Below are 22,629 nucleotides of genomic sequence, written 5' to 3'. Positions count from 1 at the left end.
TTCTCTGATAATATGCGTAGAAATACGCAATATAACTGACGAATCCTACCCTATAAATAGAAATGCCCCTCAACACTGGCGCTAAGCCAACGTCGAAGGGCAACCCACATTACATGAATGTTTTCCAAGGCATCTGTAGTCTAGCTTGGAGAATATCTATTCTAAAGCTACTCTCGGATTCGTCATTTTGAGAAATCGCATCCATAAAACGTTCATGGCTATATCTTACGGTAGTTGTAAACAGTAATGTGAGCGCAAGCAAATCTTCATTGGAAAGCGAGCTCAGGTACACTCCGCCAAGACAAAATTCTTGATGTTGACGTTTCTCACTTGGCATGTAACGATGAACAATTTCAAATGTTATTCGCTCCGCCGAACGAAAAAGCTCGTCCGGAGTAACGCTTGAAAATATCTGATCCAAAGGGGGGGAGCTAACGCTCATATTTATACCTCTCTTCTAGGGTAGTATCCTAGATAATTATAGCAGAATGGGTGGTATAAGAGTAAGATTCAACTCAACATTCGAATAGGCAGGGGAAGGTCCTTCTATGGTTTCTAAGTCTATTGCGGCAGGTCAAGTTGAGGAATACCCTTACCTATCACTATCTTGCGCTTTACCATTCTATGCAGCGGTGTTATAATTCACTTATTCCGATTTATTATTAATTTTCTTCGCTGTTCGATATACGGATTCGGCGGAGAGTGTGGCAGACCTTTTTAGGTCATTAAGAATTCTAATGGGACATTTTGAGGACATACGCAACCAGTATGTCCTTTTTTTGCTGCCCATTATAGGAGATGCATCCACCTAGGAGGCATCTTTTTTGTTTTTACGAACGAATCGGAATGTTTGTTCGACGTTGGAGGCAATACGAATTGAAAAATGGGAGGAATAGGAAATGAGTAGAAGTGGTAACGGCAACGGTGATCAAGGGCAAGGAAAGACAATCTTGGCTGGTGATATTTCAGATCAGTTGATTAGAACTGCGAGGGAAAAACGCAAGTTAGCCTTGGACCATATTGAGTCCGTGTACAAACTTGTGCCGCAGGAATATCACAAATTCATTCGTTTGTTATCTCAGAAGGAAAAAATTTGGGACAAAGAGTATGCGTTATCCGATGTGCATCGCGAAAATAACATGCAATCCTATTGGGGTAAAACCTATGTGGAGACCTTCCGTCCATATGTAGATGTAGAGGGTAGGATTACTCAAATGATCGATGTTCACAAGGAACAAGGTGTTGGTTACGTTTTTGACACTTATCCCGAACAAATCGGTGATGCTTGGGTTATCGTATGTGTGTTTGAAGGTCTTAACAAAGATGGCTTGTTTGTTAAGACGAAGGAGCGGGCTTGCATTGGCTTTGGTGGTAGTGGTGTTGATGCTACGAACCCAATTGAGAATGCCAGTACCTCTGCAGTCGGACGTGCTCTCTCACATGCTGGTTACGGTAATGTCGGCAGTGGGTTATCCAGTTACGAAGATATTTATATTGCATTTTCCAGACAAAAAGCGCTTAAAGAAGCAGGAGCGAATGATGTTCCGGATAAAGGTGATACAGGAGAAATTGAAGGTTCAGCCAAGATATCTGCATCATCTCAGGCGCCGAACTTACAGGATGAAACCAACGTAGCTCATGAATCAAGCTCCCAAAGCAATCCAACTCCAAATTCGCAAGGTAACGAGCAGATGTCAGAGGAAGATGTGAAAAGGGAAAGGAATGTAGTAGTGAGTCGGTTGATGAATAGGACGAAGAATGAGAACCAGGCGGTACTCAAGAATAAGATATCGAGCTGGTTAAAAATAAATTGGAACGGCAGATTTAATTCGCTGAATATCGGACAACTAAGAATGGTAGAGGAACATCTAAAGGCGGAGTCGGTCCAACAGGTGTCATAAGAAGGGGAGAATGGGAATGAAACTTCGAAGAACAAAGAGCGCGGAATGGTTGGAGATTATGGGTCTTTGTCCTATTTGTGGACATAAAGGTTGGTGTGTGATCAATAAGGAGCTCACTGTTGTGCATTGCATGAGAGTGCCTTCTGATGAATATTTTGATTCCACGATTGGCAGACAATTTCGCCACTACTTGGATCCAGACGCTATTCCAAAGACAAAAGTAGAGATTGAAGTGAGCAACGCTGTAGATAAAAAGCCTGTTCATCATCTGAACCGAGTCTACCGTGCCTTGGCGAAGGAACTTCCGCTTTCATCTCACCATTCTATGCACTTGAGAAATGATCGGAATATGGAATCCGATGAGATTTCACTCCGTGAATACCGTAGTCTGCCAGAACGTGATCGTTACAAAGTTGCCAAAGAAGTATATGGCAGGCTCGGCGATCAGGGTGATCTGTTAGGAGTACCTGGATTTTTCTGTGTAGACGGGAAGTTTGGGCCTTACTGGACAATGGCAGGTGAAGCGGGACTTATGGTCCCGTTTCGCACGGTTCATAATCAAGTTGCAGGTTGGCAAATACGTGTAGATAGACCGCGCTTGGAATTGCAATTGAAGGGTGCAGTTAAGGGAGAAATAATTGAGGAGATTGAAAGGGATGAAGCGGGTTATCGCCGTGCGAAGTGCTCACTGAAAATTCAGGACAAGACCATGGAGGTTATCTTGACCGAGAAGGACAAAAAAGTGTGTAACTCTAAAACGGGGCAATTTGTATTTAGTGTTGAACTAAAACAGGGGCAAAGGTATTGGTGGTGGAGTAGTGGTTCGAAAACGAATGGTTCATCCATCGGAAACCCGCTTCCCATTCATTTAGCGCTACCGAGCAGCTCGCTGCCATATTGGGAATCAGGTGAACTTGCGAGTAACATCGTTGACTGTTCAACAGTTTGGATCACCGAGGGACCTATTAAAGCAGATAAAGCTGCGGAAGCCTTACAAAAGCCTGTAATTGCTTTGCCGGGTGCAGGAGCATTTCCTCTAGCACTTGAACCTCTTCGGCAGCTAGGATGCAAACACGCCATCATCGCGTATGATGCGGACGTTGTGTGTGTTCCTGAAGTCGAACGATCTTTGGAGTTATTTGCTGAACTTCTTGCGAGGGAAACGGACATGTCGCTTAGTCTTGCTCAGTGGGATATGTCGCAGGGAAAAGGAATTGACGACCTTTTAGATAATTTGCTATTACCCCATATAACTACAATTTTAGAATAATATGTATTTAAAAAGAGGAACAACAATTAAGTTTGAAGTAAGTACTTAATTAGGATGTAATAGGGAATTAAGCTGGGAACATACAAAAATAATTAGTTGGAGAGTGTATATATCTATGTTGAACCGTACTATTTTGATCGGTCGTTTGAGCCGAGATCCAGAATTGCGCTATACCCCCCAAGGCCAAGCAGTATGCCAATTTACGCTTGCTGTAGACCGTCCATTCACGAGTTCGCAGTCCAAAGAACGTGAAACTGACTTTATCAATATCGTTGTATGGAGACAGCTTGCGGAAACTTGTGCAAATTTCTTGAAAAAAGGCAGACTCACAGCCGTAGAAGGTCGCATTCAAGTAAGGCACTACGATAACAATGAGTCAAAACGGGTATATGTAACTGAGATCATCGCCGATAACGTGCGTTTCCTTGAGAGTGGCGGAGGAAACAATCGTGGAGGTCAGTCTAGTAGTCAGGAACAACAGGATCCTTTCATCGACGATGGAAAGCCAATTGATATCAGTCAAGAAGATTTACCTTTTTAGGGTAGATAAACGACATATGTTAACTGGTATATAGGATTCAGATCAGCCTAGAACGGGGGCTAAAATGTAACAGTCCCCCGTTCACGGGACTGTATAAGGAGACCATACACAATATGGATACAAATACAAAACAAAGCGAAGTACAAGCGGGCGGATTTTCTCAATTTGTTGCATTTGCGAAATTCAGAGGATTTTTTACGATCATTCAGCATGATAAATTTGTAACGCTGGAGAACGCGAACAAAACTCTTCAATCTTTTTATGAGTTTTGCGGATGTAAGAATGAACAGCAAATTCTTGATTCTGATAACGATGAACTCATCAATCAGTATCTTGAAATTAAATCGGAAGTAATGAAATACGTGCCTCCGATCAAGGTGAGATACATTGGCGAGGATGATTGGAACAGAAAGCTGTATCAGAATGTGGAGAGTGCAAAAATCTACGCATTAGTAGGTAATTGCTACTATACCCTTACTGATGAGGGAGAGCCCCTTTGTCCGCTTAAGAGAGATCTAAAGATCACAGTCGTTTCGGAGGAAGATGATTCTGCAGCGACTGATAGGGAGAAGGCCATTGTTGTTTCCAACCTTCTTGAGCTTTCAACTGCTCACATAACACCTGAGACCAGTACTTGGCTCCAAGCAGGCAATGATCCCGATTTTCCAATTGTGGTTTACCCAAAGGGAGAATTTGGATTCATTATCGCGGTGCCTACGGATGGTAAAGATGTGATCCAGCTTTCCGACGATCTTCAGTTGCTAATTGCTTATGCGAAAGAGCGAGATTGTTCTTGGATTATGCTTGATTGTGACGGTCAGACTGCCAATGGTTTGCCAACATATGAATGGTAGGAGGAAGATGAATGCTTTGCGTAATGCAAAGCATTTCTCTTTTGTTCCCCGCCGCAGGGATAAGGAAGATTGACGTTTCCCCGCTGCGGTGAAAGGGGACGTCCAGGAGGAAATACGATGAAATACTTTATAAATATGAACACGGGTTCTCATGAATATTTACATATCAAAATGCAATTAGATGATGGAAGATTCGTCGATGAACTTATTTGTAGTGGAGATAATCCTTTTCTGACTGATTTATTAGAGATACCTAGTGAAGTGTATAGTGTAATTAAGTCGTGTCTTGAGGATGGCGGTTTAGTGTTTGACGGCGACTGGCCCGAATTCGAAAATTATGTTCACAATTTACTTAAAACGAGCAATGTAGCTGGTTTAGAGAAATTTTCTGATTTAGGCAGTCCTGAGATTCAAACGTCGACTGGCGTTTCACAACCTCTGCAGGACTTATCTACGCTTCAGGATTGGTTGTCTGATGGGATTAATAGTGAGGATGACGCGGAGGATATACACATTACGACCCAGGCGCCGTTATTCATTTTCAATCTTATTGATGCCGGCTATAGCTATCATCGGACTATTGTACATTCGGATATTATGCAGCTTGCTCCTCTTGCGAAAGAGGCAATTCGTAAGTATTTGGATAAAACGGGATACCGTCATGAGGGGGATGCTGATCTTTCGACAGAAGATGGCTATGCTAGAATCGTTTCGGCGGCTCTAGGACAGGCTGATTCTGACGATTTGGTTTGGTCGTATTCCTTTGATGGCAGGAGCTTAGATGAAGCCATTGAGAGGCTTCTGGAGCTCTGTGACAGCGTGTGAGAAGGTAATCCTGAATAGGACCATTTTAATGAGCCGCTAATACGAATTTCATAGTATCGTACCCTACATGGAGGGAAAATCACGCTCTCTCCATGTTTCGGGGGGCGATAAGGGGAAATATGTATGTATTTTTGCTTAATTAATCGGGTAACGAAAGAAATAATTGACGTTCGTAATGGCCGCGAGGCGACAAACAAAGCTATTGCTGAACGGGGTGGTCGCGATGATGTATGGGTTCGTCCCATTATGCTTGAAGCAGACTATAAGAATACGCATAAGGATTTTCGAGCCGATCTCAATGAAGACCCGAAAGTCATGTATTTGGATTTCGATGGTGCCACAGTGTATGGGCCCGTTGAACTGTTATCTGTTTGGGGCAAATGGAGCGGAGAACTGCATCAGAAAGCCTTACCTATTCGATAATCTTGAGTGCGTTGTGCTCGTTTGAATTAAGTAAAACGAGCACACACGATTCGTTAAGTTGGAAGGAATTAGGTAATTGACTGGCGAACATACAAAGTGTAATGGTGAAAGGTATACGGACACGTATGCCTTTTCGTGTTCTCCATATGCGGACTGATTTTTTCCTAATTTCTATTCAAATATCCTGTTCTATTTGTTAAAGTAGAAATTGAGAAGAGGAGGGATTTGGCGTTTAGCCTGGACGACTATGGAAAATAGAGAACAACAAGAAGCTCGAGAACAAGAAGAAATTCGAGTTCTAATAGGCAATTCTCGATACATACCTTTTTTACATCGATTAGAAGAAAGTTACCTTTCGTTAGGTGTTAAATGGTTAATCAATTTTGTGATTGCCATTTTTCAAACCTTCAATGTTCCTGCTGCTGTACTCTTGTTCATATTCTTTATAGAGCAAGCAATTCAGAAATTTAAGCCGGATTCGACTTTTTCATTTACTTACAACTTTGAGACAATTGCACTTATCTTCGGTGGTTGGTTTTTGCTCCAGTTCTTATGGGACAAGACCACAAGGAACATTGTTAGTCCTACGGTATTACCAATTTGGTTCATGAACACCAAAGGTATACTCAAGAATGAATTTTTCTCAGCTGAGCTCTCAAGAAAGTACAGTGCAGACTTAGACATGTTTGTTCAAAACCAAGCCGATGAGTACATTAAAGAGCAGCTCCGAGAGAAAGATCGCCAAATTACTAGACTGTACGATGCTCTGGAGCAATTGAGGCAATTAAGTATGTTTCCAAATGAAAGCTTTGAATCCATGAGGCGTGTTGTTGAGAATTTGGTTGATGTAGTCATTGACCCTGAAAATAACAGAAATCAATTCGAAGTCGTAATGGACCGAATTTTGGTAGAAATAACAAATACGAAGCCGATCCAATCTTTTGTTCGAAAGGGTTCGATCATGCTAGTGAAGAGCAACAATAATAGCGAGTTGAGTATTTTAGGTGCTTATAATATGCATACTAGCGTGGTTCGTAACAGGATCATTAGACTTGGTGAAAAGTTTGCTGGCAAAGTAGCTGCCGAAGGTGATGTTGTTTGGATTTCAAACGTGAATACACCAGAAGCCGAAGAGGAGTATGGATTCGAAGCTGACTCTAACCGGGTCTATGAAGGTATCATGGGTTTTCCAATTAGAGAGTCTGGCCTTGATTCCTATACCCCAGTAGGAGTGATCGTCCTACATTTCAACAAAGGCTTCAGTCTTGAGGAAGAACAAAAACAGGCCGTTACAAAAGTCTTAGAAGTTTATGCGCAAGTCATTATTTCGTCTATTAAACTTCAAAACTATCATATGAAGTTAAGAGAAATTTATGGTATAATCTCTGTAGATGAGGTAAGCGCTACACTTGACAATGGAGGTGACAGGGAATGTTAGGATTAAAAGGATTGTTCCGAAATAAACGGGTAGGAACTTCATTAACTTCCAACATTACGAAATATTCCGTAGGAACCCGTGTCCCGCGAAATGAGCAGGCAGATCGAATTGTACAAAATGCAATTATACGAAATGCAATTGTGCATAACAATATTGATATATTAAAATCAAAGCGTAGTATCTGAAGAGCCTAGGGGTAACTCCCCAAGGCTTTTTCTGTTTAAGTCTCCTAAAATTTGGGCATGCTAGATTTAACCTAAATGATAGGGGGCGACCCGCCTATGGGCATTTTCAGAACTACGAAGAAGAATATGAATATTACCAAATATAAAGTTGGTGATAGAGTACCACCAAACAAAAAAGCAGATCAGATCGTAGCCAAAGTCCTCAGTGAAGTTAAATCAACGCGGCGGAAGTGGCTCTAATATCGAAGACCTTCCGAGAGGTGGAGTGAGTCCTATGGCCAATGAGAAAAAAGATAATGTTATTCGCGGTAAATTCCGATCAGGTGAGAATTCCCTTATGTCCCTTAAAGAAAAAACAGACTTGATCATGCAGCAAGCTAATAAGATCAGACAACAAACGTTATCCCGACGAGAAAAAGCAAAAGAACGTAAAGGCGAATAGATAGAATGGGATTAATGGGGAAGGGAATCGAATGGAAGGAGAGGGGTGAGATGAGTAGTAATGAATTCAGGGATCTACTGCAGTGCATCTACTGGTATAGCGAGGGCATGCACAGGGGCAGTAAACTAGCTAATTTTTTGATCGAGAGGAATCTTGCTGGTACTTACGCTGAAAATTATACCTTCCCGACGACATGCAAGTATCTGAAAGGTAGACCAAGAGTTATGGGCACCATCTATGATGTTTGGCAGATGTTGGCAGGACGGCGAGTTGTCTATTTAGAACTCTTGGAAGACGATTTTTGCATTCATCCTGTTATCCACCCTCATTTTTTGGTTCATTCCTTCCTGTCGAAAAACCCTATCACCAACCCTGGGCTGAATCAAGCAGCCATAGGGAAGCGGGTTGGATTCAATGTCTGGGATGGTGACAACGCACCTAGTGACTTACGTGAATGGACCGGTGTTGTGTCGCGTAAAATCCATTCGTCGGGCAATCCTACTGAATACATTGTTCAAAGGGATCCTGATGGCCAGTTAATCAAAATTACGAGAGATTTTCTAGTCCCGGCAGGCAGTGGGATTCGGAGCCTCGTCTAATTTGTGTTGCTTCAAGATGCTAAACACTGGTATAATAAATACATTCCGAAAGACCACTACATTTTCACCGCCGCTCATTGATTTCGGCGTGTGATGGAGCCAAATGTCCGATAACTCGGACCCAATACGAAACGGCGCTTATTAGCCCGTAGAATGATGAACATACCACAGGTGTGTTTTTTGTCATTTTATGGGCTTTTTTTGCGTTAAAAAACAGGAGGAAATACGAATATGACAACAGTACAAGAACAGAAGCATGAAGAAGCGGTAGTTTCCACAGATGCGGCAATATCTTTCGAAGTAGAGCATGAGGTGATTTTGAATGCACTTTTGCTTTGTGGCAAAGTCGTTCCTACATCAAGCGCTATTCCGATCATGAAGATGATTCGATTCGTTCTTCAAGGTAATGTCCTCTTTATTACCGCTATGGATTCATCACAATCTGTATTGCACATGGTTACGGTGGAAAATACGAATGAAGTAAATGGTAGTTACTTGTTTCCAGCAAAAGAGGGTATTGAGTTCGTTAAGCGATTACCGAAAGGCAAACTATCTTTTGTTAAGAAAGACACAATGGTTCACGTGTTTTATGGGAAGAAAAATTCGGCTAATCTTCATGTGCTTTCAGCAGAAGAGTATCCGGATCTACCGAAGTTGGAGATGCAGAATTTCACGTCAGTTCCTATTGAAACCCTTCGTAAGGCAGCTTTATCTTACAAGTTTGCATCGACGGATGAGAAAACTCCTATTCTAAGCGGAATGTTCATCCACAATGTTAACGGAAAGCTTGCTTTTACATCCACGAATCGCCATCGGATATTTAGACATATTTCGGAAGTGAGTATCGGGGATGGTTTTAACAAGGGAATCATTGGTGCGCTCGAGTTCAAAAAAATTGTGGATTCTTTTAAGGACTCACAGCGGGTTGACGTTTGCATGACGGACAATTACCTGGTATTACGGGATAAAGTAACTGTTTACTTTGGTCGCTTGATTGATGGGACATATCCAGATATGAGTAAGATTTTTGATCTTGCAAATGAGGGTGTCTCGTTACAATTTTCAAGAGAGCAAATGGATGGTGCTTTGAACCGGATGGCGACGTTAGAAGCCGAGAATCACCGAGTTACACTCGAACGCAATGATGAAGGTGAATTTCTTGTTCATTCCTCATCTGAAGCGGGGGAAATCAACGAGGTTATCGCGGATTCGACGTTTACTGGAGACTTCTTGGCGATTAAATTCAACGGAAAGTACCTGCGTGATGCACTGCTTATTGGAGATCGTGATGTAAACACACTTCAATTACGTATCAGCGGGCCGCTTAGTACGGGCTTCCTAACGTATGACGGCGATCCGTCCCTAGTCGTGGTTATCAATCCGGTTCGCTGAGGTAACAGGAGACATACAGAGAGAGCCTTCTTTTTAAAGGTCTAAATTGGGGGAAGAGCGTAGTCCAGCGCTCTTATTCAAGAATTTTGGGGGAATGTAACAATGACGAATGCAGCTCACGCAAAAGCAGGTACAAACGAGGTTTTGGAATTTGGTTTATCTTACTCCAAAGAGGATCTCCAGCAACTGATTCAATCATTGCCTGGTGGCCACCCGCTTGTAACTGACTTGAGGAAGAAATTAACGAAGGTCTACGAGGATAAGCAGATTGAAGGGTGCCCACATGCCCTTCCGAATCTCGATAGATATACATACCTAATCGAGAAGGTTAACGTTTCCGGCATGACTCAACTCTTTTCGAAAGCACTCACGTTAATGAATATTTGCGTGGAACTTGAAGATATGGGATATGAAATTCAAGCTGTGAGAAACAAATTTTTCTCGAGGGAGGTAAAAACTATTCAATTAAGGGGGTAATACGAAATGAAAGAGAACAGAGAAATACGTATTGATTTAGAGGAGGTTCAGATTGGTTCCGTAAGCGATATTACTCTTACAGAGAAGCCGTCTAAGCCTGGGGAGAAGAATCCACCCACAAATGGAAACACACCATCAAAGGTTGCTCCAAAAGGGAAAGGATCAAACGGAGTTGGTTCAGATAATGAGCTTGTCAAAGTTAGTGATCATAGGGAACGCTATCTCATTGTAAAAGTGGGGGCTATCCTCTCCGCTTCGGTCATTGGCATTTTTACTCTCATATTTGCGTACCAACTGATATTTGGCGGCGATGTCGACAAGACGAAAGATGTTTTTCAGACATACGCCACATATTTTGCGCCGATAGTTACGCTCGTTTTAGGTTACTACTTCGGTTCAAAAGCCAATAAGAAGTAAAAAAGAAGCAAGGTCAAACCTCAATAGTGGGTTTAGACCTTGCTTCTTTTTTGATCTCGACAGCCTAACCGCTGCGACGAGTGGCTAATCCAAAAATGGATCATTCAATCCCTCGATGCAAGGGTAAACATAATTCATAATTAACTGAAAATGACCGAACTCAGTATTCAAGTCTTCCTGCGAGAGCACTTTACCTGTCGGATGCCCGGAATCGTTGCGAATCAATCGAATGGGATCAAAGAACTTATCAATTTTGCGTTCAGGATTCTCCAGACCAAGCGATTCAAATACCGGTTTATGTTGAGGAATGTACTTTAAAAATTCAGTTAATCGGGTAGAGATTTTGGTTGCACTAAGGACTCTCTTTTTATAATTGCTCAACTCATTATCTGAAGCCTGGTGATTCTCCATATAGGTATAAAATGCGTCTGTCAAACGAATTAACAAATGTTCAGCAGCACAACCAAGCATGGTTGCCGCAGCCAGCCGTAGATCCCGCTTTGCACACTCACACGCTTCAATGACATATGTTTTTTCAATGGGATCAATGGAAGCAAGCTTGTGAATTTTATCAAGAAGATTCTCATAAACTTGGCCTTTTGCATACTGCTGAATGTCTTTTGGTTCATCTGCGCTAGATTGTACGGGGGTAATCGGTTGAACCTTAAATTTGACACCATAAAGATCATATTCATCCGTCTCATCATAAATTCTCACTGCATATTGATAGAGGAACTTATCATAAGGTTTCAAGTCTGCCATTAAGCGAGCGGGATGTCTGATGATAATATATTCTTGTCTCTGGTTATTTTTTTTTGTAAACTCTCTAGTTTGTTCAAATTCAAGATTACATGTAACTAGTAAATCCGCCATAGTATTTTGTTTATCGGATCGGAGAAGTTCAATCAAAGTAAGTAAGAATCCCTTTGGATCAATATTTGACACGAAATCATTCCTTTCAAGCGTATAGCATTTTTATTTATGGGTTTTTAGGTACTATACCTAACTCAATAACATGACGCCCTTCAACGAGTTCAGTTAGAAAATCGGGTTTCGTATATGCAGCTACCGTATATCCTTGATCCTCTAGTTCGATTGACATATGAAGTAGTGTGAGGGCTTTTGATATTAATTGTTCGTTAGTTGCTAGTCCGAGCCTTTCTTTCATCCATTCAATCTTTTTTACGGAGTCCGGAATGCTCTGATCCATGATATCCTGTTCAACCTCTTCTAAACTACGTACCTCTTTTTTACTCATACGGCCCCCCACCTTCCAAAAATTTCTTTATATCTCTCATTATAAAACCCAAAGTGATTTTCTCCAAATGGTTTAAGAAAAAGTTGGTGCCTGAATAATAGAGATTTATTCTATTGGTAGGGAATCGTGTATCAAACCGATTTATTCCGTGGTATAATGTACCTATTCCGATTCACAAACATTTTTTCTTTGCTGATCATTTGTTTCGGCAGAGAGCGGGTCCCTCATAACGGGGGAAATATGCATAGTTTAAACACTGGAGCCAGGACTATCTTCTATAGGTCTGTCTTTTTTTTGTTTAGACACAAATAATCAGGGTAATAGGGAGCTGCTGCGCGCATTGCGTAGTCGGACTCCCTTTTTTAATGCCCAAATAGGAGGAAATAGGATGACGTTCAACATGAAAGGTATGTTCGACAGAGTGATGAGAAATAAGATTCGGATGGGGAATTTTGAAACACCGGACCAGGATATGCTTTGTATCCGAAGTCTGCTGCAGTTCCCAACGACACCTTTTTCCGTAGTTGATTTTTGCGCGGGAAGCGGGCGAGCGTTAGAGGTACTGACCATGGAATCCTCCGCGGTGACTTTCGGGATTGAACCAAATGAAGAAAAGTATTTAGAGCTCCGCGATCGGGTGCCAAATGCGTTATATGGGGGATATGAGGAAACTCGTGTGAGTAGAGATTTCTTCCGAATATGCTACCTTAACCCCCCATACGACTCAGATTCCGAAACAGTGGACTCTAAAGTGGAGAGAAAGGAAAAGCGGTTTTTGCGTCATCTTCTTCCGTATGTTTCAGTAGATGGCATTTTAGTCTACAACATTCCACGGCGCAGGATGACCAAGGACGTTGTGAACATGCTCGTAGCAAATCTCGATGACATCAGGGTATTTCAATCGCATGATGATACTTTTCATCAAGTGTATACCATTGGACGGAAGCGGGCTGCCAAGTTCATCGATCGGAACGAAGTAGGGCGTATTCTATCGCTTATGGAAGAAGGCAGCGAACTAGAAAGGCTTCCTTTATTGGAAACGTCGATCTATAAGGTGCCATCTGGCAATGTATCGCCTAAGTTCTTTCGTTCTAGTCGTATGGATGTTGATCAGGTTCGTGAGGTATCCCGTGTATCTCAACTTACCCTACGAGGAATGGAGTGGTCTACTCCCAAAAAGCCAGCTGAAAAGTTACAGCCGCTTCTTCCGGACAAAAGCATGCACAAAGTCTTGCGCATGGCTTCTGGAAGACTTAATGGTAAAGTTGGCAGCGGAGTCAACCTTCATGTTCTCAAAGGTATTGTTAAGAAGGCGATTCATGAGGATGTACAGGTGAATGGACATGAGACGGTGATCACGGAGCGTGAAGTGTTTAAAATCACGTTTAAGACTGTGAATTCCGCAGGGGACATACGAACGATCCAAAGCTAGGTAATACGAAAAAACAAAATAAGCTCGACGCTGGAGGTAATAGGGATGAAATTCATGGATTTTAACCATAAGGATGTTTATGTTAAGGTGCACACTCCTCTCATTGTAACAAAACGTGATGAGGAGAAAAAAGAAACTCAGCTTGTTTACGCCAATATTATCGATATTGATTCCCGTGTTCAAGCAATGTTTGCGCAATTCCACCATGCTAAAAAAGCAAGTGATGTGATCTTCTGGATCCGTCATGCTCCACGCATCGGTGAGAAAGAATTTGATAAATCCTCCTTCGCTATAAGGCCGAGTGGGAAGTATCGCCATTTATCTCAACGTGAGGATGACACTTTTGTTACCGGCATTGTCGCTAATGAAAAGGTGCTGTCTCGGCAAAATGATGGTTATATGATTTTTGCTTGGGACGGTGACATCCTTCAGAAGTTCTTTTGGGCCATTGATGCGTATTATGAAACACCAATGCTCGAAGAGTGGACGCCCTATCTGTTTGATCAATTGATTAAGGATAAATACTTAATCCCTCTAACGGTACAAGATTTTGTCGGGGATTATGCTGATTTAGTTGCCTATGAGTTGACTGCAGATGAGGACATGTTAGACGGCTATATTTCCTATGGACTTAGAACAGGTGCGATCCAACTAACGGAAGATCGCAACATCACGAAGGAGGCTATATAAATGAGTGTGAATTTAAAGGTTGATACGGTCGATGAGGCTATTGCTATCGCAATAAAGGAAGCTGCGAAACGTGGAGGGAGTCTTGAAGATACCCTTCCTGCACTAGGCAATTCATCAGGAGATATAGAAAACGCTTTGGAATTGGATAATGGACCCCAGACGCTAGCGGATATCGAAAACATTGGAGATTACCTCAATTTGTTCGGTGAGGATCTGATTCGTCGCTTAAATGATGAGTATGTGCCTGTGCATCACCCGGGAATGGACGAGCCACTTGAGGTTTTAAATAATTTTAAGAGGCCGTTGTTTACTTCTCAAGCGCATGTAGTTACTGCCTTGATCAAAGGTTTCCGTAAGCATCGCAATTTGTTTCTTATTGGAGAGCCAGGAACGGGTAAAACGGCAATGAGCATCGCGACATTCTTTTCCTTGCTTACCGAAAAGCTTGGAGGGAAGGGTAGGGTTATCTATATGGTGCCTAACCATCTCATCAAGAAAACGAAGCGGGAAGTTGGACTTCTTATCGACAAGTCATTGTTTGAAGTTCAGTTTCTTGATGATTACGTAGATGTTATTCGTTTGCGTGATAGCGGTAAGTTCGAATCGAAACCAACTAAGATTGAGGTCTATATCATCGCTCGCGATACCGCAAAGCTTGGTTATATTTTTGAGCCAGCTGCGAAGTGGGTATCCCGCTCCTATACGAAAAGAAAGCTTCAGCCAAATGGAGAAGTACTATCTATCCATAAGACAGCTTTCGAAGGTTGGGTTTGCCCCGAATGTGGCGGGCAACTGATGACTGAAGGGGAAGACGGTATCGTGCCGATGGAGCGCAAAGAGTTCTATGATAAACATGGAAAATTCAAGCGCCGCAAAAGCAACCAGTTCTGCACGAACCAAGTCCGTCGATATACGAATGCCGATCCTGAAAAAGATGATTACCGTTCATGTGGTGCTCGTTTGTGGCAAGCTAAAAATCGCGATAAGAGCAGTTTGTCTGGTGCACCTTCCATTCGGAAGCAGCCTGGTGTAGCGCCGAGGAAAGTCTCACCTGCTGACCTTTTCAAGCGTTGGTTTAAGCACAAATTTGACCTCGCATTCGGAGACGAATGTCATGAATTGACTGGCGGTAGTGCGCAGGCACACGCTTTTCATGTCATTTCACAATGCGCGAAGAATTCTGTCGCAATGACGGGAACATTGATGAATGGGTACGCCTCTAACCTTTTTGAACTCATATTTCGACTTTTTCTGATACTTAACGCAATAATTTGCCAGCATGGCAATGAATAACATATGATATTTTCCGGCAATATTATACCTCCATGTATTCTCCTTAGGAAGAGGCGCCTCTTAAAGAGACTCATGCAAAGTCTACATTTCTAGCAAAAGAAAAAAGGGCCAATAGAATCGCTTCTAAGGCTCTTTTTGCATTAAAAGAATCATTTATCTCAGTGGTCTCTTAGGTAGCACCTATTACAGGTGATTATATTTCTCTAAATTGAGGACTTTGTATTCAAAAACTTTCTATGGTGATAGAAAATGTGTTTGGCTAGCCCGAATTATTAATGGGTTGTTATTTTATAGAATCATAAATGCAACTACATACCATCCCATGATCAGAGTAACACAAAAAGGTTTTGATACTTGCCAAAAATGATTACAGCACTTGATTCTAACTACATACCGGATCATAAGGCATAAAATAAGTAGCAAAAAAAAAAGGAATAGAAATAGAAGAAATATGGAAGGAATATTAATTACTATTACCAAAAATGGAGGATAATATACCTAGACTTAAAAAGTATTAAAATAAAATGTTTATTCATGGTAGGTATCCTTGTTACTTATCAGAAGGCTTAGGACGATCAAAAACGGGTTCTAGGAGCAGATATGGGCGACAGTAGGTGGCATGCAGGCGTTTACTCAAATTTGGCTTCTTTGGTTGATTGTCAATAGCAGCGGTAAATGTGAGATTTGTAGCAAGAGTCTATTTTTTCGAGCAACGGTGGAATGCGGGTTTGAGGGCTCTTTTTTGGCAGGGGTTTAATCATTTTTAACATAGTAGGGATAAAAGTATAGGTATTGCAATTTTGATCGAGTGGTTTGCAACGGAAAAGGGGGGGAAGACATTTGATAATACTGTTGGTTTGTAGGCAAAGGAACAATCTGACTGAGTAAACAATCAAAAGGGATCGTCTCAGATACGAGAGATCCCTTTTTAATAGATAAAATATGTTGAATATCGTCCACTCTTTTAATAACAATGAAATCGAATTGCGCCTGAATCCTACTGGACCTCTGAGAAAAGAAACATAAAAGAAATGATTCGTTATCTTTAAAACTGTAATAAGGTTAACACAGTCCCATACATAGGATTGAAAATAGATTCTTCGTAGATACTTTCGTTTTCATTGGCATCCATTAACCAACAGTCTGCAGGTACTTGTCCTTGCCGAGTTTCCTCACTTGTAGGAGGGTCTATAAAGAAACTAGCGGCAAAGCTCTTTTGATCGACCTTTGATCCTGATTCTTTAAGTTTACGGTTTCCTGGGTATGTCTTTTTTATTGTTTTTGACTCAGTTTGAATAACTGAATATTTATCCTTAAAAGAATCAACCAATCTATTAGCTAGGAAGAATAGAGATACGTTATATTTCTCATCGGCAAGCTTTTTTAATGTGGCTAATGAAGCCCTTGTCTCTTCAAAATCCTGTTTTATGTGAATAGGTGGAACTAAAAGGTTAGTTGCAAAATTATGTGCTTCCATCTCATAAGTATCTTCAGTATGAATTGTAGAACTCCCATTTTTTCTAACCATATACGAGGATTTTAGATGCCAAGGTAAAATGTAGTGTCCTATTAGTGTGGCGAGTGTAAATTGTATTCTTGATCGTAACTTTGTTTTATCAAGGATAATAACTTTTTCACTTTTAAACAACACACCTTCTGAATCGTTATCAATTTCGGCATGATAGACCTTAATTTCTAGTCGTTTTGCTAGAGAATACAGATCAAGTGGTAGGTTACCGTCAGTATATTTTTTTAATACATACTGAGCATACTCATTGGATTCAGTGAATATTTCCCCTAAATTCGTGAACTTACTCCCCATACCTAAAAAAGCGATGTAATCAATAATATTGTCTTTAGCCTCAGGTGGTAGAGAATTAATCATTTTTACAATTAGTTCACTTTTTTTATCAAACGGTTGAGGGGTTTTGCCTCCAGATCCAGCAGATATAAGATAATCGATACTTGTCTCCAAAGCGTTTGATAATTTGATTAGGGCTTCATAAGAGGGGGTCCTCACGCCTGACTCATATTGACTTATAGCGGGTGGTTGTAAACCTGCTCTCCTCGCAAGTTCAGTTTGAGAAATACCCAACTCTTTCCTTAATTTTTGAATGATGTCTTTTACAGACATAAGTGTTCCCCTTTAACAATGTGATATAAGAATAATAACACAATAGAAATAGCGTTGACAAGATTTATAACAGATGTTATAGTTATAGTAACAAATGTTATTCATATGGGGGGTTATCAAATGCCAGGGAAAAATCAACATGTTGTTCCGCATAAAAATGGTTGGGCAGTAAGAGGCGAAGGCAATCAAAGGGTAACGAAAATTTCAGAAACAAAGAAAGAAGCTACAGAAGTGGCTAGGGAGATTTCCCGAAATCAGTCTTCTGAAATGATTATTCATGGCAAGAATGGAAGAATTCAATCAAGGGACAGTCATGGAAATGACCCGTTTCCACCTAAGGGATAGAACGAATCGGTTAACTCAAAAACCAAATTAAAGGAGCGTGGGAAGAGTGAAAGAGACAACTCCAATTTTTATTCATGACGATGGTCAAAATAACGGTAACAGTAACAACGAAAAGAATAATGAACATGGTCGTGATATGGTTTCGATCTACATTAACGACTCTGTTTACCAAGTGCATCAGGGTAGACTTGATGTTTCAGAAATTCGAGAGCTAAATGATATTCCCATTAGTGATGTCTTATATCAATTGCCTGAGTATTTATTATTAGCGAACGAAGGCTTTATTATCGTACATGGTGGGGAGCGGTTTAAATCTGGGGGTTCCTCTGGGCACTCTTCGTAAGGGGGATAAAATGTGTACTCTATTGATGATATGAATGTTCTTCGAGATATTTACGGCTCTGGTGTCACACAAAAGCAATATGGTCAAAACCATTATGTATACATCCCAGGGTTATTATTGCCCCAGGGATGTTTTCCTAAGAGGTCAGATGCATTGTTCTGCACACAGTCTTTCGCACCTACAATTGGTGGTTACACTTCAAGACTTTTTTTGAAGGAAGATATAAAGGCTCCACATACACCATGTAACTATCAATCCTACATAATTGGTGACGAAACGTGGTATGCTTTTTCGCATAATAATGTTGCCCCTGGGTTATTTCCTGAAATGATCATGAATCATTTAAGGGGGTTTTTGGTGGTATGTTGATACGCATGAAAAAGGCTACCTTTCAAAAAATGAAGGAAGACTTATCTCGTCCACACCCCTACGCTTGGGAGCGTGTTGGATACGTCTTTACCAAATCCAATAAAGAGAAGTCTATTGAGGTAATAGATTATGTTTCTATACCTGATGAGTATTATGTAAATGATTCCTCAGTTGGAGCACATGTTGACCAAAGAGCAATCGTATTAGCAATGAAACGGGTTGATCACAATAAAGAAGGTGTAATGCAGGTACATGAACACGGAGGTAGAGGTATACCTAGCTTTAGTAAGGTAGATATGGACTCTCATCCTGTATACTTAAGATCTTTTCGAAACGCAAATCCGAATGAAATACATGGCTTTTTACTCTTAAGTAATGATTCGATGGTAGCCAGAATTTGGGGGCGTGGGAGCAACAAATTTGAGGATATTCATTCTCATTCTTTTATTATTGGTGAAAATACGATCTTTGGTCGTATAAAGTGTTTGTTTCAGAAGGTAAGAGAGGAGTGGTTCTAAATGGATAATAATAGGCAGTCCTTTCTTGGGGATAATCTCGATGAAATTCTTCAAAGTACAAGGGTAGGTGTCATTGGTCTCGGAGGAGGTGGCTCTCAGATTGTTCAACAGCTTGCACACATTGGTTTTAAGCGATATGTACTATGTGATTATGACTTGTTGGAAGATACTAACCTAAACCGTACAGTGGGGGCTAGGTATCAGGATGTAGCTGATCATTCAAGTAAGATGAGCATTGCTATTCGACAAATACAAAGTGTTGTTCCCGATGCAGATATTATTCAGGTTAATAACAAATTTCAGTTGGAACCAAAGCTTATCGGAGAAGCTGACTTAATTTTTGGATGCCTAGATGGGCTGAGGAATCGAGAACAACTTGAGAATTTTGCTCGTTATAATAAGATCCCATATATAGATATAGGCATGGATGTGACAAAACCAGCAGGTATTCCAATCATGCGTGGACAGGTTATAGCAAGCCTACCTGGGAAACCGTGTATGTGGTGTTTTGGCTTTATTACACCTGAAGCTCTAAGTCAACAAGATGCATTATATGGTGATGCTGGTTCAAGACCTCAAGTGATATGGCCCAATGGGGTTTTGGTTTCGACAGCTATACATATTGCTATGAACCTACTTACTAATTGGACAGGAAGAGCTGAGAATCAATGTTTATACTATGAATATGACGGGAACAAAGGAACATTACGACCACACATCCATTATGAAATGAACATAAAGAATCAGTGTAAGCATCATTAGTAGCTATGAGACAATCAATAGCGAATTGTGATACAGCAGCAGAATATTCAGGTCATTATTGATGAAAAGGTGTCTATTGATACTGATAATAATGGCTCGAGAGAAAATAGCAATACTATGTCATGGATCACTTGTACGGCTATTGCGATTAAAGCAGGTTTGCGAAAAAACTGATTTAAAATGCGATTAGTTTGCGACTTGATGGGGTAAATTCGAAAAGCCGAGAGAAGCTAAAATCAGGTATCTACTTTTACCATATGGTACTACGTATCAATCGCTACTCGCTACGAAGTTCTGTTTCTCCTATAATGACATCAGTGTTATCAGCTTCCGTTTTTCAAGCGAATTGAATATCTACACGATAAGGTATTATCAGAGCAATTTGAATCGTCGGATGACGTAGCGGCAGAAATTAGACATTTGGAATGAAATTGTCTATTAGATAAACTTCGGCTACATGGTATCCAGTTTAGGGTATGGAAAGAAATAAATGCATTGAAGTCTGCTCGTAAGGTAAGCCTATTTCAATCTGAAGTTGTAATGAAAGGCTCTTTATTTGCTCAAGTTATCTATCGTAGAATTCGAAGTTTAGGGAGAGTAAATGACGGAAAATCATTTGATTAACATAGGGATAAAAGAAGAATATATAAAATGACTTAAAGAAACGAAATTATTGTCGCATCCGAGTCATTCAGAATGCTATGACGGTAAGAAAGAGAATGACGTATTGGTGCCCGTAGAAAAGATTGTAGGTCTTGGTTTACGTGGAGAAACTAATGAGTCTTGGTGGGATCATTATGAAGGAGCAAAGGGAGCTTTGACCAGGTTAGAGGATTTAAAAAGAAGATTAGAAAGTGAAGGTCTTGACAGGTTTATCGGGACTTTTCTGGATAATAAATACTCTGACCAACTGAGGATGGTTTATTATTTTGATCAAGATTCATATTTTGTTTCGGAGGGACAACACAGAACAACAATGGCAAAAGTAGTGAATGCTCCCTACATGTTAGTGCTTGAAGTCGTTTATATGGAGCTAAATCATGAAAAGCAAAAAAGATTCGAGTATAAAGAACAAATGCTACACAGATTAGAAATTTTGTTAGATAAACTCGATTTTGTGATAAAGGATAATAGGTTCTATTGAAAAGATATAATTGTTGCCCCCGTTAAAGCGATTTTTGACTACGAAAAAAGGCATATCTATTTAGAAGCTTTATTTATAGCAGTTGAGTCAATAGAATCTTTTGTGGATTTTCTTTATGAAGTAGAGAAATTTCAAACTAGAATATCCTCCAGTTTATACCTTAGACTAACAGTTCAACTCCAAAAAAAATTGATGTCTACAGGGATGTAAACCGTTTTGAAAAAGTGATTCTTGAATTACAATCCAAGGGTTGGAAGCATCGACTTTGAAATGATTCGCAGGATGCATTGTAGAGTTATGAAGAAGACCAGGGGTTATCCTCCTTAGACTTCATTTAAGTGCGCCCAGCAAGGGCGCTATCTCTAGGGTTTAAGTTCCGAATGGTGAAGGCAGTAGTAGCCATAGCTTAAGGCTCCTGCAGGCTGGCACAGTAAGATTGGTGAGAATACATTAGCGGACGCAATACTTGACCGTATCGTACATTTATCCTATACGATCACAATCGAAGGATTCGACTCCATGCGTAAACGTAAATGACTCATCAACTAATTCAAAATCTAGTGGAAGGAGCTGCCTTTTTTGGTGGCTCCCGCTTACCGGAGACGTGGCTCACTACTCACTGGAATGATGGCTCTTTCGGACCGAAATATTCATCCTGGGCTGCCGTTGATTTGAAAATCGAGTTAGTCTAACACTATTTATTCGGAGTCTGACGGTGTAGCAATTGAAAAATACTCATAGGATAAAACTTAATTTTCTTCGGACACTATACAAAAACGCTTTACTGCATTATGATAATAGAAAACTAACAAGTGATGCCGTAGCGGAAGCACCGAACGGATAGGGGGGAACCTCTATTTGTTCGGTGCTTTTTCGTTAGCCGGAACTAAGGAGGAATTGATTTATGGAGATTATCAATCAATATTTTGGAGAACAAGCAGATGTCTGGGCGTCGGTAAAGAATTTTTTGAGAAATGAGCCCATTCTTACTGAAACAGGTGAGGAATGCTCTGCGACTACATTAATACCAGTACAATTCGAATGGAGAATGTGGATACACTTCATACACACTGGAGCTGCGGCAGAATTTCTTGTTGCTCTCGCTAACGGTAATGATCTGACAGCTGTTGCAGTAGTGCTTAAGGGTGCTGAATGGGAGATATCGAGTATTATGCGAGTTGCTGCCAAGAGCGTCCATGAACTATTCCTTGAGGGTACATTTCGTGAGCAACGTTCAATTCTATTGAATATGGGTAAAGGCGCTTATAGAATATTGCGCGAATTAGATCACGATGCAACCTGGGACGATGATGGAGAGCAATTAGGAATTAGAATCTCGATTGACCAGTATCAACCACTTCTTGACGTTGAATGGATTGAGGATCGAATGTATGAGGCGATGAGTAGCAGATAAACATACCCGCCAAAGAAGATTTGTTGACTGAATAAAATTGGAAGGTAATACACTTTGGTGTGAAGTATTAATATAAAGATCAATTCAAATGAGGTTGAAACAGCAGTGAGGTTGCATAAACTATTTTACAGACTCTATGTAAACGTTGTTCTACGATAGTTAC

28 protein-coding genes and 1 pseudogene are annotated in these 22,629 nt (G+C 40.7%); 25 read left to right on the top strand and 4 right to left on the bottom strand.

The genetic code is table 11. From position 1 onward, the window contains the following. Positions 1-109: 109 nt before the first annotated feature. Positions 110-442, bottom strand: a complete 333-nt coding sequence (locus AC58P7_RS14440; protein ID WP_497343894.1) for a hypothetical protein — start codon at positions 440-442, stop codon at positions 110-112. 457 nt (positions 443-899) lie between these two features. Here AC58P7_RS14440 and AC58P7_RS14435 point away from each other — a divergent pair, with 457 nt between their 5' ends. From AC58P7_RS14435 to AC58P7_RS14375, 13 genes are all read left to right on the top strand, one after another. Continuing rightward, the gene (locus AC58P7_RS14435; RefSeq protein ID WP_497343892.1) at positions 900-1,901 is read left to right on the top strand and encodes a hypothetical protein; all 1,002 of its coding nucleotides are present in this window, start codon (positions 900-902) and stop codon (positions 1,899-1,901) included. Between the two features lie 16 nt (positions 1,902-1,917). After that, on the top strand, positions 1,918-3,171 hold the full coding sequence (locus AC58P7_RS14430) for a toprim domain-containing protein (RefSeq protein WP_497343890.1): 1,254 nt from the start codon (positions 1,918-1,920) through the stop codon (positions 3,169-3,171). A 115-nt stretch (positions 3,172-3,286) separates the two neighbouring features. Further along, positions 3,287-3,712, top strand: a complete 426-nt coding sequence (gene ssb, locus AC58P7_RS14425) for a single-stranded DNA-binding protein (RefSeq protein WP_497343888.1) — start codon at positions 3,287-3,289, stop codon at positions 3,710-3,712. Positions 3,713-3,825: 113 nt separating this feature from the next. Continuing rightward, positions 3,826-4,566, top strand: coding sequence for a DUF5983 family protein (locus tag AC58P7_RS14420; protein ID WP_497343886.1), 741 nt, complete (start codon positions 3,826-3,828; stop codon positions 4,564-4,566). A gap of 117 nt (positions 4,567-4,683) precedes the next feature. After that, on the top strand, positions 4,684-5,391 hold the full coding sequence (locus tag AC58P7_RS14415) for a hypothetical protein (RefSeq protein ID WP_497343884.1): 708 nt from the start codon (positions 4,684-4,686) through the stop codon (positions 5,389-5,391). 123 nt (positions 5,392-5,514) lie between these two features. Next, positions 5,515-5,814, top strand: a complete 300-nt coding sequence (locus AC58P7_RS14410; RefSeq protein ID WP_497343882.1) for a hypothetical protein — start codon at positions 5,515-5,517, stop codon at positions 5,812-5,814. A gap of 247 nt (positions 5,815-6,061) precedes the next feature. Beyond that, positions 6,062-7,252, top strand: coding sequence for a GAF domain-containing protein (locus tag AC58P7_RS14405; protein ID WP_497343880.1), 1,191 nt, complete (start codon positions 6,062-6,064; stop codon positions 7,250-7,252). 281 nt (positions 7,253-7,533) lie between these two features. Then, entirely contained in the window at positions 7,534-7,677 is a 144-nt protein-coding gene (locus AC58P7_RS14400; RefSeq protein WP_497343878.1) for a hypothetical protein, read from the top strand. Between the two features lie 34 nt (positions 7,678-7,711). Beyond that, positions 7,712-7,879 carry a hypothetical protein gene (locus tag AC58P7_RS14395; RefSeq protein WP_497343877.1) on the top strand — a complete coding sequence of 56 codons (168 nt, stop codon included), beginning with the start codon at positions 7,712-7,714 and terminating at the stop codon, positions 7,877-7,879. Positions 7,880-7,929: 50 nt separating this feature from the next. Continuing rightward, positions 7,930-8,478 carry a hypothetical protein gene (locus AC58P7_RS14390; RefSeq protein WP_497343875.1) on the top strand — a complete coding sequence of 183 codons (549 nt, stop codon included), beginning with the start codon at positions 7,930-7,932 and terminating at the stop codon, positions 8,476-8,478. A 231-nt stretch (positions 8,479-8,709) separates the two neighbouring features. Further along, entirely contained in the window at positions 8,710-9,870 is a 1,161-nt protein-coding gene (locus tag AC58P7_RS14385; protein WP_497343873.1) for a DNA polymerase III subunit beta, read from the top strand. Positions 9,871-9,972: 102 nt separating this feature from the next. After that, positions 9,973-10,347: a hypothetical protein gene (locus tag AC58P7_RS14380; protein WP_497343871.1), complete on the top strand. Its 375-nt coding sequence runs from the start codon at positions 9,973-9,975 to the stop codon at positions 10,345-10,347. Positions 10,348-10,353: 6 nt separating this feature from the next. After that, on the top strand, positions 10,354-10,764 hold the full coding sequence (locus AC58P7_RS14375; protein ID WP_497343869.1) for a hypothetical protein: 411 nt from the start codon (positions 10,354-10,356) through the stop codon (positions 10,762-10,764). Positions 10,765-10,848: 84 nt separating this feature from the next. On the opposite strand, the gene AC58P7_RS14370 is transcribed toward AC58P7_RS14375, so the two are convergent. Further along, positions 10,849-11,709 carry a hypothetical protein gene (locus AC58P7_RS14370; protein WP_497343867.1) on the bottom strand — a complete coding sequence of 287 codons (861 nt, stop codon included), beginning with the start codon at positions 11,707-11,709 and terminating at the stop codon, positions 10,849-10,851. A gap of 34 nt (positions 11,710-11,743) precedes the next feature. Continuing rightward, positions 11,744-12,022, bottom strand: a complete 279-nt coding sequence (locus tag AC58P7_RS14365) for a hypothetical protein (RefSeq protein WP_497343865.1) — start codon at positions 12,020-12,022, stop codon at positions 11,744-11,746. 388 nt (positions 12,023-12,410) lie between these two features. Between AC58P7_RS14365 and AC58P7_RS14360 the strand changes: the two genes are divergently transcribed. The 3 genes from AC58P7_RS14360 to AC58P7_RS14350 are packed head-to-tail and all read left to right on the top strand — an operon-like array spanning position 12,411 to position 15,437. After that, positions 12,411-13,454, top strand: coding sequence for a DUF6094 domain-containing protein (locus AC58P7_RS14360; RefSeq protein ID WP_497343863.1), 1,044 nt, complete (start codon positions 12,411-12,413; stop codon positions 13,452-13,454). A 45-nt stretch (positions 13,455-13,499) separates the two neighbouring features. After that, on the top strand, positions 13,500-14,144 hold the full coding sequence (locus tag AC58P7_RS14355; protein WP_497343861.1) for a hypothetical protein: 645 nt from the start codon (positions 13,500-13,502) through the stop codon (positions 14,142-14,144). Next, positions 14,145-15,437 carry a DEAD/DEAH box helicase family protein gene (locus tag AC58P7_RS14350; protein ID WP_497343859.1) on the top strand — a complete coding sequence of 431 codons (1,293 nt, stop codon included), beginning with the start codon at positions 14,145-14,147 and terminating at the stop codon, positions 15,435-15,437. A gap of 1,045 nt (positions 15,438-16,482) precedes the next feature. Here the strand turns inward: AC58P7_RS14350 and AC58P7_RS14345 are convergent. Next, positions 16,483-17,571: a helix-turn-helix domain-containing protein gene (locus AC58P7_RS14345; protein WP_497343857.1), complete on the bottom strand. Its 1,089-nt coding sequence runs from the start codon at positions 17,569-17,571 to the stop codon at positions 16,483-16,485. A gap of 120 nt (positions 17,572-17,691) precedes the next feature. Between AC58P7_RS14345 and AC58P7_RS14340 the strand changes: the two genes are divergently transcribed. The 9 genes and pseudogenes from AC58P7_RS14340 to AC58P7_RS14300 all read left to right on the top strand — a co-directional run bounded on the left by AC58P7_RS14340 (position 17,692) and on the right by AC58P7_RS14300 (position 22,466). Continuing rightward, positions 17,692-17,916 carry a DUF2188 domain-containing protein gene (locus tag AC58P7_RS14340; protein WP_497343855.1) on the top strand — a complete coding sequence of 75 codons (225 nt, stop codon included), beginning with the start codon at positions 17,692-17,694 and terminating at the stop codon, positions 17,914-17,916. 46 nt (positions 17,917-17,962) lie between these two features. Further along, positions 17,963-18,259 (top strand): hypothetical protein, encoded by a 297-nt coding sequence (locus tag AC58P7_RS14335; RefSeq protein WP_497343853.1) that lies wholly within the window; start codon positions 17,963-17,965, stop codon positions 18,257-18,259. A 12-nt stretch (positions 18,260-18,271) separates the two neighbouring features. Next, entirely contained in the window at positions 18,272-18,628 is a 357-nt protein-coding gene (locus AC58P7_RS14330; protein WP_497343851.1) for a hypothetical protein, read from the top strand. Continuing rightward, positions 18,622-19,146 (top strand): hypothetical protein, encoded by a 525-nt coding sequence (locus AC58P7_RS14325; protein WP_497343849.1) that lies wholly within the window; start codon positions 18,622-18,624, stop codon positions 19,144-19,146. The genes AC58P7_RS14330 and AC58P7_RS14325 overlap by 7 nt, the downstream gene beginning before the upstream one ends. Next, complete coding sequence (locus tag AC58P7_RS14320) at positions 19,147-19,908, top strand: ThiF family adenylyltransferase (protein WP_497343847.1); 762 nt, start codon at positions 19,147-19,149, stop codon at positions 19,906-19,908. A 730-nt stretch (positions 19,909-20,638) separates the two neighbouring features. After that, positions 20,639-21,052, top strand: a complete 414-nt coding sequence (locus AC58P7_RS14315; protein ID WP_497343845.1) for a hypothetical protein — start codon at positions 20,639-20,641, stop codon at positions 21,050-21,052. 423 nt (positions 21,053-21,475) lie between these two features. Beyond that, positions 21,476-21,589: pseudogene (locus tag AC58P7_RS14310) on the top strand (ATP-binding protein); the annotation flags it as partial. Next, positions 21,586-21,744, top strand: coding sequence for a hypothetical protein (locus AC58P7_RS14305; RefSeq protein WP_497343843.1), 159 nt, complete (start codon positions 21,586-21,588; stop codon positions 21,742-21,744). The pseudogene AC58P7_RS14310 and the gene AC58P7_RS14305, both read left to right, overlap by 4 nt. A gap of 212 nt (positions 21,745-21,956) precedes the next feature. Then, positions 21,957-22,466 (top strand): hypothetical protein, encoded by a 510-nt coding sequence (locus AC58P7_RS14300; RefSeq protein ID WP_497343841.1) that lies wholly within the window; start codon positions 21,957-21,959, stop codon positions 22,464-22,466. Positions 22,467-22,629: the final 163 nt, after the last annotated feature.

The organism is Paenibacillus sp. J22FR5 (assembly GCF_059691975.1).
This window is presented reverse-complemented; position numbering and strand designations above follow the sequence as displayed.